The following is a 14644-nucleotide window of genomic DNA, read 5'->3' as shown; positions in this document are numbered from 1 at the left end:
GTGGTAGCTCATGGTGCCATCAGGCAACCTATAAGCCGTTTAAGCTGTCATAACCCACCTTCGTGCTCGGTTCGACGGCTTGCCCCAGCTCAGTCCCCTCGTTCAGCACCCGCCGGCGGCCCTGGAGCAGGCCCTGCAGAGGCTGGGCCGCAACATCCGCACCGCCCGGCTGCGGCGCCGCTGGCGCCTGGAGGATGTGGCCGAGCGGATGGGCGTGAGCCGCTTCACCGTGGCCGATGTGGAGCGCGGCAAGCCCGGCACCTCGATAGCCGCCTACCTCGGTGCCCTCTGGGTGCTGGGGCTGCTCGATCAGCTGGCCGAAGTGGCCGATCCCGACCGGGATGCGGAAGGCAAGGCCCTGGAGGCCGCTCGCCAGCCCGGCCAGGCCCCTCGCCGTCAACGCTTCGACGACGACTTCTGATCCTCCTCGCCCAGCTCTAGCGCTCTCCTCTCATGCCATCGGATCTCGAGTGCTACGTCTATGTGGTCCTGCCGGGCAGCACGGCGTTCGTCACGGCGGGCCGGTTTTCGCAGAGCCGCGATCGGCAGGGGCAGCCGGTGGGCACGTTCGTTTATGGCCGCCGCTACCGGGAGCGGCCGGACGCGGTGGAGCTCGATCCGGTGCAGCTGAGGCTGCGACAGGGCCCCTTCGAGAGGGCCCGCCTGGGGGGCTTCTTCGGGGCGCTGCGCGATGCCCTGCCGGATCACTGGGGACGCCGGGTGATCGCTCGCCATGGCGGCCTGGGGGAGCCCAGCGATTTCGATCTGCTGCTGCTCGGACCGGACGATCGCTGCGGTGCGGTGGGCTTTGGCCGCGGCGTTGATCCACCGGCGCCACAGCGCCGCTTCCACCGCACCCTCGATCTGGAGCGCATCAAGCAGGCGGCTGATGCGATCCTCCGCGAGGAACCCCTACGCGCAGGCTCGGCCCTGGAGCAGGTGGAGGAACTGATTGGCCAGGCCGGCACGTCGATGGGCGGCGCCCGCCCCAAGACCACCGTGGAGGCCGATAACGCCCTCTGGCTGGCCAAGTTCCCGGCGCCTTCTGACACCTGGAACCAGCCACGGGTGGAGCACGGCCTGCTGTTGCTGGCCCGCCGCTGCGGGCTGCAGGTGGCCGAAAGCCTCCTCACCAGAGTGGGAAACGCCGATGTGCTGCTGGTCAAGCGCTTTGACCGCGACTGGAGCGTGAACGGATACCGGCGCCATCGCATGGTCAGCGCCATCACCCTGCTGCAGGCTGATGACAGCGCCACCGATCGCGGCAGGTGGTCGTATCTGCTGCTCGCCGATGAGCTGCGCCGCGTCAGTGCTCAGCCGACGGTGGATCTGCGGGAGCTGTTCGGCCGGATCTGCTTCAACGCCGCGGTCTCGAACATCGACGACCACCCCCGCAACCATGCGCTGCTGGCCAGGTCAACAAGCTGGCAGCTCAGCCCCGCCTACGACCTCACGCCCGCACCGTTGCAAGCCGAGACCCGCCGCGACCTGGCCATGGCCTGCGGCCTGGTGGACCGCAGCCCCAGCCGCTGGGCCAATCGCCGGGCAATTCTGGCCGGGGCCGGTCGCTTTCTGCTCAAGCCGGCGGAAGCCGAAGCGATCGCCACACGGATCTTCGACGCCGTGGCCAGCAGCTGGGAGGCCACCCTGCGTGAAGCCTCGGTGAGCCCCGGCGACTGCCAGCGGCTCAGCCGCGCCTTCCTCTACCCGGGGCTGGAGCTGGATCCGGAGGTGGTGGACTGATGGCAGGGCCACTGGTCAGCACCCGGCACGGGCACAATCCACCCATGCGCCGCTCGTCCCCCACGATTGACTTCAAGCGCCTGTTCAAGCTCCGCCTGGTGGTGGCCCACCATGGCGAGATGGACGCAGCGCGTTGGTGGAACACCCAGGGGGTGCTGGGACCTCGCGGCGTCTCGGTGCTGAAGCGAGGCTTCCCGAAGACCCATTGCTTTGCCCAAGCACGGATTGTGTTCGAGGTGGCCCGCAGCCGCTGCCACGAGCTGTTCGACCCGCCAGGCTGCATAACCCTATGGAGCCTGCCAGCGGCGATCGAATGACACCGGCGACTCCCACGAGCGCGCGGCTCTGAAAGCCCTGTTGAGCACGATGGAACTCGAGGGGGTGCTGATCCAGACAGATGCCCTGCACACCTCGGCCGCGTTGTTCAGCTCGCCACAGAGCAGGGCGCCGACTTGCTCCTGACGGTCAAAAACAACCAGCGCCGGCTGTATCAGCAGATCCTCTCCCAGTTCCGCGGCCACAGGCACTTCCCCGGTGCTGACCAGCTCAACGATCCAGCTGGCACCCACCCAGCGCTCGCGGATGGCGTCAGTGGCATTGGCCCCGCGACACCCAACTCGGTGAGGACGCCCACCGCTACAGCCAACGGAATGGTGTTCAGGTGCTGGCCCTGCTGCGCACCTTGGCCCTCAACCTGTTGCGCTGCAACGGCTTTCGCTCAATCCGGGCTGGTCTGATGGCAGTGGCGCATGACATCGGCCGGACGCTCGGCTGGGTCGGCGCCCAGCACTGCAGGAACTCGATGAGATGACATTCAGTCAGCCCTGATACACGTGGAAAACTCTGGGCGGCTTTTGGGCGCAATTGCGCCCGTTTAAGAATATTTTACCGCCAAAAGTTACTCGGATCCACTGCAGCGCAGTTGGCCTGCACTATTTCAGGAAGCCACGAGTAGTTCGTAGCCGCCTACAACAAGGCGAAGGCGCCGTTCAACTGGTCCGCCACGGCGGATTCAATCCTGGAGAAGCTCCAGCGAGTTTGCACGCAAGTCTCCGGGACGGGACATTAGGCTTGCAGGCAGAAGTCCACAGCGCCATGACCCCTCTGCGCACCAAGGCCCTGCTCAGCCTCAGCGCTTTGCTGGTGCTGGCGGGTTCGATCGCCCCTGTCCAAGCCCAACGGGTGGTGCCAAAGCTGGGAAACATTTGCCCCATGGGTTATGTGGACACCTTGAACGGCAAATGCAGCACCTTCGGGTTGATGCAGTACACGGTGCAACCCACCAATGGCCAGGCCTGCCCCTCCGGCTGGATGAACGTGGGCGGCGAATACTGCCGGAAGAAATAACCGTGGCCGCTCTCACCCTGCTTTACGACGGGGGCTGTCCGCTCTGCCTGCGCGAGGTGAAATTCCTGCAGCGGCGCGACCTGGCGCTGCACCCCGAGGCCCCCAGACTCGCCTTCGTGGACATTGATGCAGCCTCCTACAACCCATCGGACCATGGCGGGGTGAGCTACCGCGAGGCCATGGGACGAATCCATGCCCTGGGTGCCGATGGCACGGTGCTCCAGGACCTGGCCGTGTTCCGGGCTGCCTATGAGCTGATCGGCCTGGGCTGGCTCTATGCGCCCACCACCTGGCCCCTGGTGGGGACCCTGGCGGGCTGGCTCTACGGCCTCTGGGCCCACTGGCGCCTGGCCCTCACCCGCCGCCCGGACCTCGACACGCTCTGCGCCTGCCGTTCAGAACCGCCGCTCAATCAACACTGAGGCGATCTGGGTATCGCGCAGCAGCAACAGCAAGGCGCCGATCAGGCTGAGCATCGCCAGCACAAACAGGGGCACCACAATCGCGGCAAGGTCCACCACCGCCACAGCGCTCACGAAGGTGACCGCCACCACGGCCGCCACCAGCACGCCGGTCACGGTGACACTCTCGATCGCCCGGGTGAGCAGCCGCATCCTGCGTTTCAACACCTGGAGGTCGTCGCCCTTGGTCGGCAGGGTTTGGCTCTGGAGGTGGCGGGCGCGGTCGAGCACGCGGGTGAGCCGGGTGCTCAACACCCCCAAAAGGGCGGAAATGCCAGTGAGCAGGAACACCGGCGCCACCGACAGCTGAATCGCCCGGGCCAAACCCAGCACGGGCGAGCCATCCCGGGGCTCAGCGATCACAGCCAGGGGGAGATCGAACACAGCAGGCACCTGCCTTGGCCCACCCACTCAAGCGAGGCACACCGGGGGCCGCCAGCCGCGGGTTAGCCCAGCAGCGGAGTGAGCAGGGCCAGGAGCGCACCAACGGCAGCAGCGCCGCCGATCACCTGGAGCACGCTCCAGCCCAGCCGCAGCTGGGCCCAGAGCGCCAGGGCCACCACCAGGGCTGCGGCGGGATTGAAGACACCGGAGGGCCAGAGCACCGGCCCAGCGAAGAACACCGCCAGGCTGGCGATCACACCCACCACCACAGCGGTGATGGCACTCAGCGGTGCGCCAAAGCGCAGATCGCCGCGACTGGCTTCCACCAGCGGAGCCCCGGCCAGGATGAACCCGAACGACGGTAGGAACGTGAACCAGACCGTCACCAGTGTCGCTGCAATGGCTAGGGGCCAGTTGCCGACGCCAGCGCCGAGGCCCTGGTTCCAGCCGCCCATGAAGCCCACAAAGGCCACCACCATGATCAGCGGGCCAGGAGTGGTTTCTCCCAGGGCCAGGCCATCGAGCATCTGGGAGGCCGAGAGCCATTGGAACTGCTCCACCGCCCCTTGGGCCACGTAGGGCAGCACCGCGTAAGCCCCACCAAAGCTGAGCAGCGCGACGCGCGTGAAAAAGCGGCCCATCACCGCCAGGATGCCGTTCCAACCGCCAAAACTCGCCAGTGCGGCCAGGGGCAAGAGCGTCGCCAAGGCCCAGACCAGCAGCGTCACCGCCAGCCGCCGTTTTGAGAAGCGGGCATGGTTCGGGGTTTCGGAGTCGTCGTCATGAAGGGGGCGAGGCTGATCCTGCCGAGCGGTGTTCGATCCGGTTCCGTGGGACTTGATCGCCAGCAGCAAGGAGGGTCGCCAACGGGCGGCTAACACGCCGATCAAACCAGCGGTGAGCACCAGCAGCGGATAGGGCAGCTTGAGCAGGGTGAGGGATAGGAACCCCGTGATCGCCAGCCCCACCAGCAGGGGAGTGCGAAGGGTGCGACTGCCGATTCGCCATGCCGCCATCACCACAATGGCCAAAACCGCGGGCTTCAGCACCGCAAACACGGAGACAAGGAGCGGCAGCTGCCCCCAGAGGGCATAGATGAAGGCCAGTGCGGTGAGCACGAACACCGAGGGCAGCACAAAAAGAGCACCGGCGATCAGCCCTCCGGGCACACCGTGCATCAGCCAGCCGAGATAGGTGGCTAGCTGCATGGCCTCAGGACCCGGCAGCAACATGCAGTAATTGAGGGCATGTAGGTAGCGCTGCTCCGAGAGCCAGCGCCGCCGCTCCACGAGCTCACGGTGGAGCAGGGCGATCTGGCCTGCAGGCCCACCGAAGCTCACCAGCCCCAGCTGAAGCCAAAAACGGGAGGCATCGGCGAGGCTGACAGGCTCCATCATTCGCCGGGCACGGCCACCGCTTCCATGGGAGCCGGGCGCACACCATGGCGACGGCGCTGCTGCAGCGCACCGGCGCAGAAGAACAGGGATTCACCGGCGAGAAAGGGCTGCCAGTACTCGTCGGTGGTGAGGGGCTCGGTGCTGAGGATAGTCACCACATCGTTGGCCGTGGTGAGCACAGAGAAATCCACCTGCAGCGGGGGATCCACCAGGGTGGCGCTGTGAAAGGGGGCCCGGCGCGTCAGCCAGTGCAAGCGGCTGGTGGCGGTGGCAAAGAGCCATTGGCCATTGCTGATCAAGGCATTGAAGGTGCCCCGTTCGGCCAGCTCGGCAGCGCAGCGGTGCAGCTGCTCAAACAGCAACAGCCCATCGAGAGGATCCACACCGGATTGATCGAGCTGCTCGAGGAGCCAGCAAAAGGCAGCCTCGCTGTCGGTAGAGCCGAACGGGCGGTAGAGATCCCCCACGGGGATATCTCCACTGAGGTTGCCGTTGTGGGCGAACACCCAGGTTTGCCCCTGCCAGCTGCGGGCAAAGGGGTGGCAGTTCTCCAGAGCCACCGATCCCTGGGTGGCCTTGCGGATGTGGGCGATGCTCACCAGCGACTTGGGCGAACGGTCCGCCAACTGATCGGCGAGGCCAGAAAAGGCGGCAGGAGCGTCCTCCCGAATCAAATTGAGCCCGGAGCCATCGGGAGTGAAACTGGCCAACCCCCAGCCATCGGCATGTTCGCCGCTGGCACCGCCGCGACGGCTCAGCCCGCGAAAGGAGAACCCCATGTCGGTGGGAGTGTTGGCATTGAGGGCCAGCAGTTCACACATCCGGATCAGCGCGACTTGGCAAACAAGCGGTCCCAGAGGCCGCCGTTGTCGAAGAACTCCTTATTCACTTGGGTCCAGCCGCCGAAATCATTCACGGAGAAAAACTGCTTCACAGGCGCAAATCGCGTCTTTACCCGTTCCCACACGGTGGGATTGGTGGGGCGGAAACCCTCATCGGCGAAAATCTGCTGGGCCTCATCGGTGAAGAGATAAGCAGCAAGGGCCTCAGCAGCCTTGCGGGTGCCCTTGCGATCCACCACCTTATCCACCACGGCAACGGGGCCTTCGATGCGGATGTTCACCTCCGGCACCACAAAGGGCGCCTTGAGATCACCGGTTTTGGTGGCCAGGATGGCTTCATTTTCGTAGTTCAGCAACACGTCACCCTGATCCCGCTTCAGGAAGACATCGGAGGCCTCACGGGCATCCTTGGGCAGGTTCTCGACGTTTTGGTACACCTTGGTGACGTAATCCTCAGCCTGCTGCTGGCTGCCACCAGCCTGGCTGACCGAGCCCCAGAGCCCCAGGAAGTTCCAACGAGCGCCGCCAGAGGTCTTGGGGTTGGCCGTCACCACCGTGACGCCGGGCTTGACCAGATCGTTCCAGGTGCGAATTCCCTTGGGGTTGCCAGGCCGGGTCAGGAAGGCCACCGCTGAGTTGGTGATGATGCTTTCGCTAGGCAGCTCCTTCTCCCAACCGGGCTGAATCAGACCGGCCTTCTGCAGCTTGAGCACATCTGCCGAGAGTGCCAGGGTGGCCACATCAGCATCCAGGCCATCAATGATGGCGCGGGTCTGGGTGCCCGATCCGCCGTAGCTCGTGCGGATCTTGAGCTCCTGCCCGGTCTTGGCTTTCCAGTCGGCCACGAACTTAGGGAGAAGGCGGTCGTAAGCCCCCTTGGTCACGGCGTAGCTGACGACCAGCAATTCCTGCTGCCCACCGGCACCATCCTTAGCGGAGGGGGCCTTGGAGTAACCGCAGGACACCAACAGGAGCGAGCCGCCCAGGGCCAACAGAAGTGGGCGCAACCGAGACGAGGTGATTGCCACGTAAACCGATCGACAACAAGACCTCAAAATTACCACGGTTAGACGGTCGGCAAATTGCAGCGTTTGACTCCAGGGGAAAAGCCCCGGCTGGACGCCGGGGCAATGGGTGCAGGCCGCGCTGTCAGGCTCTTGGATCAGCGGGTCTTGGCAAAGATTTGATCCCAGACCCCACCCTTGCCGAAGAACTTCCGCTCCACTCCAGCCCAACCACCGAAGTCGCCCACCTTGAAGAAACTCACGTCCTGGAATTTCCCCTTCGCATAGGCCTTGCCCTCCGGCGTGGTGGGCCGGAAACCGTTGTCAGCAAACACCTTCTGCGCGGCAGGCGTGTAGAGGAAGCGCACGAAGGCTTCCGCCACCTTGCGGCTGCCCCTGCGATCCACCACCTTGTCCACCACGGCGACAGGCTGCTCTGTGAGCACGTTGGGGCTGAACAACTGGTAGGGCGTCGTCCATTCCCCTTTGCGCCTCGCCAGAATTGCCTCTGTTTCCCAGTTCAAAAGCACATCTCCCTGGCGGCGTTTGACGAAGGCATCGGTGGCTTCCCGGGCATCCTTCGGTAGCACGTCTGCGTTCTTGTAGACACCGGTGATGAAGCTGCGGGCCTGGGCCTCCGTACCGCCTGTGCGGGTGATGGCACCCCAGAGGGCCAGGAAGTTCCAACGGGCACCCCCTGAAGTTTTCGGATTGGCGAGCACCACATCGACATCTTTGTTGTCGAGGTCTTTCCAACCATTGATCTTCTTGGGATTGCCCGGCCGCACGAACACCGCCACGGTGGAGTTGATCGGCGTGGAGCCATAGGGGTTCTCGCGCTCCCAGCCAGGATTGATGAGACCAGCCTGCTGAATCTTGCTCACGTCTGCAGCCATCGCCAGGCTGACCACGTCAGCCTCCAAACCGTCAATCACAGCTCGTGTCTGGGAGCCTGAGCCGCCGTAGCTACCCTTGAAGCTCACCACCTGACCGGTCTTCTTCTTCCAATCCGCGGCAAAAAGCTTGAAGATCTGGTCGTAAGCGGTTTTGGTCACGGCATAAGACACCACAGTGAGCGTCTGGGGCTTGGCCGGTTGCTGAGCTTGAACCAACGACGAGCCCAGGGTGACCGAGACCGTTGCAGCCAGGGGCAACGCGGCCAAACCGGTGAGCAGTAACTGGCGACGGAGCGCGCGCCGCCGCGAGGAGAAGCTATCCACGGTTTTACGATCGGGAACGAAAGGAAGGTATCGGGCACCCTCGCCTGGACGACGTGCCTCAAAACACAAGGGCAGCCGATCAACGTCCGCGTGACGACGCTGCACGGACCTGGATGTGCCCAGAAATACCGGTAAGCCCATTGGGATATCGCATACTAAAGGCCGTTGCTCGCCCCCCATGGCCTGTTGCCTGCGAATGCCGTGGTTCCACGTTCCATCTGCCACGAACGCACCGCCCCTTCACCCTGCGACGCCATGACCGCTTCTCTGCTGAAACGACCCTTGCGCCTGACGCTTCACCCCCAGGACGCCCTCCCAGAGGGCATGAGCTGGCGTCTACATGAGGGCTATGTCCGCACAACCACCTGGGACCTCGACGGCGAGAGCATCACCCTTGGGCTCTGGGGCCCCGGTGATGTAATCAGCTCGGAACATCCAGCTCTGGAACCTGTTGAATTGCAATGCCTCACCACTGTTGTGGTGGAGCACCTTGTGTTATCGGGAGAGGATGAACGCCGCTACCTGCGCAGGGAGCGGCAGATGCTTGCGGAACTTCATACCATTCACCGCATTCGCTCCGGTGAACAGCGGCTCCTGGCGCTACTGAGCTGGATTGGCCGTTCCTTCGGACAGGTGAACAGCCATGGATGCCGGCTATCGCTGAGTGAACTGAACCTCACCCACCGCGCCTTGGCCGATCTCTGCGGGCTCACCCGCGTGACGGTGACGAAGCTACTCAGCCGGTTTCGCCTGGAAGGGCGTTTGATCAGTGTGAGCGATAGCGATCTGCTGATTCCAAGTCAGCCCTGACCACCCACTCTCGATCAAGCAGAAGCCATCGGTGCACCTGCATCGATGGCCCCAATGTGGGTGGGCTGTCCTGCCTCAGATCACAAAGTCCGGCACAAAAGTACGAGCCTCACGGCTGGTGATATGGAGCTCATCACCAGCTTTCAGGGCTCGGTAATCAACCCGTTCCCGAGGCAGCTGAGCCATCAGCACCTCACCGCTGGCGAGGATGAGTTCGGCCTGAATGTCGCGGCCCATGTGGGTGAGGCGACGCAACACAGCAGGTACGCTGCCGTCCTGGGGATGGCGATGCAGTTCCAGATCGTGGGGTCTGATGAACACATCCCCCTGCGTTTGACTGTTGGCCGCAAGGGGCACATGGGAGGGCAGGACATTCACGGCCCCCACAAAACTCATCACGAAAGGGCTCGCTGGCTGGTCATAAATCTCAGCCGGTGTGCCGATCTGCTCGATCTTGCCGTGGTTCATCACCACAATTCGGTCGGCCACCTCCATGGCCTCCTCCTGATCATGGGTCACGATCACGGTGGTGACGTGCATCTCATCGTGAAGGTTGCGCAGCCAAGCACGCAATTCTTTGCGGACCTTGGCATCGAGGGCGCTAAACGGTTCATCCAGCAACAACACCCTCGGCTGCACGGCCAATGCCCGGGCTAGGGCCACACGCTGGCGCTGCCCGCCAGAGAGCTGGGAGGGATAGCGGTTGCCGAAGCCCTGCAATTGCACCAGCTCCAAGAGTTCATCAACGCGCCGGCGAATGGCCTCATGCTTCCAGCCACGCAGCTCCAACCCAAAGCCCACGTTCTGGCGCACGGTGCGGTGCTTGAACAGGGCGAAATGCTGGAACACAAAACCCACCTGGCGCTCCTGAACCGAGCGGGAGGTGGCCTCTTCACCAGTAATCCAAATGCGGCCCGCATCGGCCTCCTCAAGGCCAGCAATCAGGCGCAACAGGGTGCTTTTGCCAGAACCGGAAGGCCCCAGCAACGCCACCAGGGAGCCCGTCTCCACATCAAGGCTGACTTCGTCAACGGCCTTGAAGGAGCCGAACTCCTTGCTCACACCGGCAACCCGGATACCCATGACGACAGCCAAGGAAGCAACACCGAAAGCCTAAAGCATTGTCCCTTTCCCCACCGGCCTACCGTTGAATGAGACCGCAAGCGGTGATACGGTCCGCCCATCTCGCCGACCATGCTCATGGCACCTGCAATCCCGGCTCGCCGCCGGGGCTTCACCTGGCCGGGCTGGCTGCAGATGAGCTGGTCATGGCGGATCACGTGGCTCTATCTGGCCCTGGTGCTGTTCCTGCCCCTGGGGACCATGGCCCTGAAAGCCGCCGCCGTAGGACCTAGCCAGTTCTGGGAGCTGGCTACCACGCCGGAGGCCTTGGCCACCTACCGAATCAGCTTCGGCTTGGCGCTGCTGGCAGCGCTGCTCAACGGAATCTTCGGGCTCGTGATCGCCTGGGCGCTTGTGCGGTGTTCATTTCCGGGCCGGCGCTTGTTGGATTCCCTCATCGACCTGCCCTTTGCCTTACCCACAGCGGTGGCGGGCCTGGCACTGGCAGCGATCTACAGCACCAACGGCTGGCTCGGAGCTCCGCTGAATGCGCTCTTTGGCCTCAAAGTGTCGTTCACCTGGCTGGGGGTGGCGATTGCCATGGTGTTCATTTCACTGCCATTCGTGGTGCGCAGCGTGGAGCCGGTGCTGGAAGCCCTGGAGCGTGATCAGGAGGAGGCCGCCTGGTGCCTCGGAGCTAGCCCTCGCCAAACGCTACTGAAGGTGGTGCTGCCCCAGCTGATGCCGGCCATCCTCTCTGGTGTAGCCCAGGGCTACAGCCGTGCCGTGGGTGAATACGGCTCAGTGGTGATGATCTCCTCCAACGTTCCATTCAAAGACCTGATCACTCCCACCTTGATCATCCAGAAGCTGGAGGAATACGACTTCGCCTCCGCCACGGTGATCGGCATGGTGATGCTGCTGTTCTCGCTAGTCAGCCTGCTGCTGATCAACGGATTGCAGGTGTGGGGGCGTAACTGGGAAGCCAACCCCGCCCATAACGTCTAAGGCGACTGCGATCCACTCATCCGCCTGAACCCTGTCTTTCGCTGAGCTCCCATGCGTGCGTTCTTGCGCTCTCTGCCACAAGCCTTTCCCAAACCTTCACCCTCCTTCCTGATCCCCCTGATCGCGTGCCTCTACGTGGGCATGATCATCCTGCTACCGGCCCTGGAAGTGGTGGCTGGAGCCTTTGCCAAGGGGCTGACGCCCTTTCTGGAAAATTTCCAATCGGAAGACCTGCGCTCCGCCGTACTGCTCACGCTGCGCTGCACCCTGATCGCCGTACCCGCCAACACGATCTTTGGATTAGCGGCCGCCACCGCCATTGCCCGTCGCCAGTTCCCTGGTAAAGCTCTACTGCTCAGCGTGATCGACCTGCCTTTCTCGATATCGCCGGTGGTTGTAGGCCTGATGCTGGTGCTGCTTTACAGCCCCACCAACGGCCTGCTGGGCGGCGTGGTGAGCACCCTGGGCTGGAAGATCATCTTCTCCTGGCCAGGCATGGCCTTGGCCACCATCGTGGTGACCTTTCCCTTCATGGCCCGGGAGGTGATCCCCCTGTTGGAAGAGGAGGGCTGGGATCAGGAGGAGGCCGCCCGCACTCTTGGAGCCAGCAACTGGCAGGTGTTCTGGAAAGTCACCCTGCCCTCGGTGCGCTGGGCTGTGGTGTACGGCCTGATCCTCACCACCGCCCGCGCCCTGGGTGAATTCGGCGCCGTGGCCGTCGTGAGCGGCAACATCGCCGGTCAGACCCAAACCCTTCCACTGTTTGTGGAAGACGCCTACAAGCAGTACGACACCGAACTGGCCTACGGCGCTGCCCTTGTGCTGGGCGGCGTGGGCTTGGTGTCGCTGCTGCTCAAGCTGGTGGTAGAGCAGCTGCTCGGCAGAGCCCGGGAGACGGAGCCGATGAACTGAAGGGTTAGCGCTGGCCATCAGGCTGGCGAAGAGGAAGACCAGCCGATCGCTGCGGCAAGCTGGCTGGATGCCCTGGACGCCCTACGCCGACTGGATCTTCACGGTGGTGAGCACCGGCAGCATCCTGCTGATTGCCTGGCTGGTCCTGCGGCCCAGACCCTGAGGGCCAAGCGGTTTGGGAGGCATGGCCCCACGACAGCCGTGTGGAACGCAACAGGCGGGTGAGCAGAAGGGCGCTTGCGTGCAGGGAGAGATGGGTGGTGCCATCCCCTTCAAGGCTGCTTGGATGGATCGCGCTCTTCAGAGCTCCTTGAACGGAAGAGTCAAGGGTTCTGTTGATACAGAAGCTCAAGCCGTTCACGGCTGAAATCCACGTAGAGCACCTCCTGGCCAGGTTCGGGGGCCTCAGGGTGAAGCATTCGGGGTTGCTGAGTCGATGAGATCGGACCCCGGCCGCGTGGCCTGCGAAGAGATTGCGTCATCAACGCAAAGGCACCACCGCCGATCGCCGCAAAGCCAATGAGATAAACAACAGCCAAAAGGTCGTTCATGGGCCGGCCAGCACGGAGCTCAGCCTAGTGTCAAGAAATGTGAAACGTGACCCCGACGCCCTTGATTGAGGGGCAACGCCCGGGCCCACGCGGACGGGGTGCGCACTGATTTAAAATGTTAAGGAAATCCAAGCTTGCAGCCCAAGACCCCCAGATATGCAGCAACCCGCTTGACGCCTCCCATCACCCTTCTCTCGCGCCAAAGCGGCTCTGGGGAGCCCATCTCCGCCGATCCGTACCCCAGCAAGGCAGAGCTGCTGGGCTGCCTGCCATCGGATTTAACCAAGTTCCACCCGCTTAAGGCCTGGGGAAGCCTGGCGATGTCGGTGGGCCTGTCGCTGCTGGCCTATGGCGTTGGCACACAAATTCCATTAACGCTGAACGCCAGCCTGCTTTGGATCGTCTATGCCGTTGTCACAGGCACCGTGGCGATGGGCTGCTGGGTGATTGCCCATGAATGTGGCCACAACGCCTTCCATCCCAATCGGCGGCTGGAAACGTGCGTTGGCTTTCTGTTGCACAGCGTGCTGCTGGTTCCCTATTTCAGTTGGGTTCGCAGCCACGCTGTTCACCATGCCCATTGCAACCATTTGGAAGGCGGTGAAACCCACGTTCCACCGAGGGACAGCTCCACCTCAGGGCGCATCACTGAGAAACTGAAAGCCCAGCTGGGACCAAAGCTTTTTGGCAGCTTGTCATTAATCAACCATTTGCTCCTGGGTTGGCCTCTGTATCTATTCCTGGGAGCCACTGGCGGCGAGGATTATGGCTCTCCCACCTCCCACTTCTGGAATGGGGAACCCTTTGCCAATGGCCAACGCGCGCTCTTCCCCAAATCATTCCGGGGCTTGATGATCCGTTCAAATCTCGGTTTGCTGGTGATGCTGCTGGCATTGGTCTTCGCGGCAATGCAGACCTCAGCGGTGCGCGTGATCTGCGTGTATGGCCTTCCCTACTTGGTGATTAACTTCTGGCTGGCTACCTACACGTGGCTCCAACACACAGATATCACGATTCCACATTTCTCCAATGAGCAATGGTCGTGGACCAAAGGTGCCCTGCAAACCGTTGACCGCCCCTACGGGCCAGTGCTCAACTTCTTGCATCACGGCATTGGTTCAACCCATGTGTGTCATCACGTTAATTCCCGAATTCCCCACTACAACGCCTGGCGGGGCACGGATTTGCTGAGAAGGCGCTATCCGGATCTGGTGCGCTACGACTCCACTCCTATTCATCAAGCGTTGTGGCGAATCGCCAGCCGCTGCGGAGCCGTGAGCCGGAATCCCACAGACGGCGCCTTTTACTTTTGATCAAACTCGGCAGCACAAAGCACTCCCAGCCTCAGTCCGTGAACTCGGGTGATCACAACACGGTGATCCGGACAACGTTGCGAGGCCAGAGCCACGGCGTGCGTCTGTTGCTTGAAGACCTCGCGGCATCCCGCAACTGAGGAGAGCAACAGGAGCACCAAGAATCCCTCATGCGTCATAGGGGTGGGGGATGTTGGTGAGCTGGCCGCTTTTCGCCTGGCAATCGGCTTCTCGCCGCTGCACATAGGCCTGCTGCTGTTGCTCAACATGGACAAGGGCAGCAGCCACCGCACCGGCCTGGATTTGCTGGCCGCCGGAGCCCTTCTGGGGCTGGGGATGAAGGAACTGCTGGATCAGTTCTGCGCCATGCCACTACCACTGCTGCTCGCCATCAGTGCCGCCCTGGAGGGGGCTAGACCCGACGCTCTGTTCCTGTTCACCAAGACGGCCTGCCTGGCAGGGCGATGCCTGTTCTGCCTGATTCAGAACACCCAGTGGGCGAGTGGCGTTGGCACGCTCCATGGTTGTGTTCGAGCGGCACAGCCATGACCATCCCGGGCCTTGGCCATCACAGTGGACACGGTGGTTCC

16 protein-coding genes and 1 pseudogene are annotated in these 14644 nt (G+C 63.1%); 11 read left to right on the top strand and 6 right to left on the bottom strand.

Annotation, left to right across the window (positions count from 1 at the left end; all coding sequences use genetic code 11):
- Positions 1-79 precede the first annotated feature (79 nt).
- The 6 genes and pseudogenes from KBZ14_RS03460 to KBZ14_RS03435 all read left to right on the top strand — a co-directional run bounded on the left by KBZ14_RS03460 (position 80) and on the right by KBZ14_RS03435 (position 3512).
- Entirely contained in the window at positions 80-421 is a 342-nt protein-coding gene (locus tag KBZ14_RS03460; protein WP_255116914.1) for a helix-turn-helix domain-containing protein, read from the top strand.
- A gap of 32 nt (positions 422-453) precedes the next feature.
- Positions 454-1743: a type II toxin-antitoxin system HipA family toxin gene (locus tag KBZ14_RS03455; RefSeq protein ID WP_255116913.1), complete on the top strand. Its 1290-nt coding sequence runs from the start codon at positions 454-456 to the stop codon at positions 1741-1743.
- A gap of 44 nt (positions 1744-1787) precedes the next feature.
- Positions 1788-2060 carry a BrxE family protein gene (locus KBZ14_RS03450; protein ID WP_255116912.1) on the top strand — a complete coding sequence of 91 codons (273 nt, stop codon included), beginning with the start codon at positions 1788-1790 and terminating at the stop codon, positions 2058-2060.
- Positions 2061-2698: 638 nt separating this feature from the next.
- A pseudogene (locus KBZ14_RS03445) lies at positions 2699-2812 on the top strand (IS630 family transposase); the annotation flags it as partial.
- Positions 2813-2838: 26 nt separating this feature from the next.
- Positions 2839-3090: a hypothetical protein gene (locus KBZ14_RS03440; RefSeq protein ID WP_255116911.1), complete on the top strand. Its 252-nt coding sequence runs from the start codon at positions 2839-2841 to the stop codon at positions 3088-3090.
- Positions 3091-3092: 2 nt separating this feature from the next.
- Positions 3093-3512, top strand: a complete 420-nt coding sequence (locus tag KBZ14_RS03435) for a thiol-disulfide oxidoreductase DCC family protein (RefSeq protein WP_255116910.1) — start codon at positions 3093-3095, stop codon at positions 3510-3512.
- On the opposite strand, the gene KBZ14_RS03430 is transcribed toward KBZ14_RS03435, so the two are convergent.
- The 5 genes from KBZ14_RS03430 to KBZ14_RS03410 form a co-directional block, all read right to left on the bottom strand.
- Complete coding sequence (locus tag KBZ14_RS03430; RefSeq protein ID WP_255116909.1) at positions 3486-3944, bottom strand: DUF2721 domain-containing protein; 459 nt, start codon at positions 3942-3944, stop codon at positions 3486-3488. The genes KBZ14_RS03435 and KBZ14_RS03430 overlap by 27 nt on opposite strands.
- A 53-nt stretch (positions 3945-3997) precedes the next feature.
- On the bottom strand, positions 3998-5329 hold the full coding sequence (gene chrA, locus KBZ14_RS03425; protein ID WP_255116908.1) for a chromate efflux transporter: 1332 nt from the start codon (positions 5327-5329) through the stop codon (positions 3998-4000).
- Positions 5329-6153: a class II glutamine amidotransferase gene (locus KBZ14_RS03420; protein ID WP_255116907.1), complete on the bottom strand. Its 825-nt coding sequence runs from the start codon at positions 6151-6153 to the stop codon at positions 5329-5331. The genes chrA and KBZ14_RS03420 overlap by 1 nt, the downstream gene beginning before the upstream one ends.
- A 5-nt stretch (positions 6154-6158) precedes the next feature.
- A complete protein-coding gene (locus KBZ14_RS03415; RefSeq protein WP_255116906.1) occupies positions 6159-7202 on the bottom strand; it encodes a sulfate ABC transporter substrate-binding protein in 1044 nt (347 codons plus the stop codon).
- 134 nt (positions 7203-7336) lie between these two features.
- Positions 7337-8398, bottom strand: a complete 1062-nt coding sequence (locus KBZ14_RS03410) for a sulfate ABC transporter substrate-binding protein (RefSeq protein ID WP_255116905.1) — start codon at positions 8396-8398, stop codon at positions 7337-7339.
- A gap of 255 nt (positions 8399-8653) precedes the next feature.
- Here KBZ14_RS03410 and KBZ14_RS03405 point away from each other — a divergent pair, with 255 nt between their 5' ends.
- Positions 8654-9208: a Crp/Fnr family transcriptional regulator gene (locus KBZ14_RS03405; RefSeq protein WP_255116904.1), complete on the top strand. Its 555-nt coding sequence runs from the start codon at positions 8654-8656 to the stop codon at positions 9206-9208.
- A 75-nt stretch (positions 9209-9283) separates the two neighbouring features.
- Here KBZ14_RS03405 and KBZ14_RS03400 read toward each other — a convergent pair whose 3' ends face one another.
- Positions 9284-10291 (bottom strand): sulfate/molybdate ABC transporter ATP-binding protein, encoded by a 1008-nt coding sequence (locus KBZ14_RS03400; protein WP_255116903.1) that lies wholly within the window; start codon positions 10289-10291, stop codon positions 9284-9286.
- 117 nt (positions 10292-10408) lie between these two features.
- Between KBZ14_RS03400 and cysT the strand changes: the two genes are divergently transcribed.
- The 4 genes from cysT (at position 10409) to KBZ14_RS03380 (ending at position 14603) form a co-directional block, all read left to right on the top strand.
- The gene (gene cysT, locus KBZ14_RS03395; RefSeq protein WP_255116902.1) at positions 10409-11278 is read left to right on the top strand and encodes a sulfate ABC transporter permease subunit CysT; all 870 of its coding nucleotides are present in this window, start codon (positions 10409-10411) and stop codon (positions 11276-11278) included.
- Between the two features lie 51 nt (positions 11279-11329).
- The gene (locus tag KBZ14_RS03390; RefSeq protein ID WP_255116901.1) at positions 11330-12190 is read left to right on the top strand and encodes a sulfate ABC transporter permease; all 861 of its coding nucleotides are present in this window, start codon (positions 11330-11332) and stop codon (positions 12188-12190) included.
- A gap of 721 nt (positions 12191-12911) precedes the next feature.
- Complete coding sequence (locus tag KBZ14_RS03385) at positions 12912-14054, top strand: fatty acid desaturase (RefSeq protein WP_255116900.1); 1143 nt, start codon at positions 12912-12914, stop codon at positions 14052-14054.
- 183 nt (positions 14055-14237) lie between these two features.
- Positions 14238-14603: a hypothetical protein gene (locus tag KBZ14_RS03380; RefSeq protein WP_315856122.1), complete on the top strand. Its 366-nt coding sequence runs from the start codon at positions 14238-14240 to the stop codon at positions 14601-14603.
- Positions 14604-14644 lie beyond the last annotated feature (41 nt).

The organism is Synechococcus sp. HJ21-Hayes (genome assembly GCF_024345835.1).
GTDB lineage: Bacteria > Cyanobacteriota > Cyanobacteriia > PCC-6307 > Cyanobiaceae > Vulcanococcus.
This window is presented reverse-complemented; position numbering and strand designations above follow the sequence as displayed.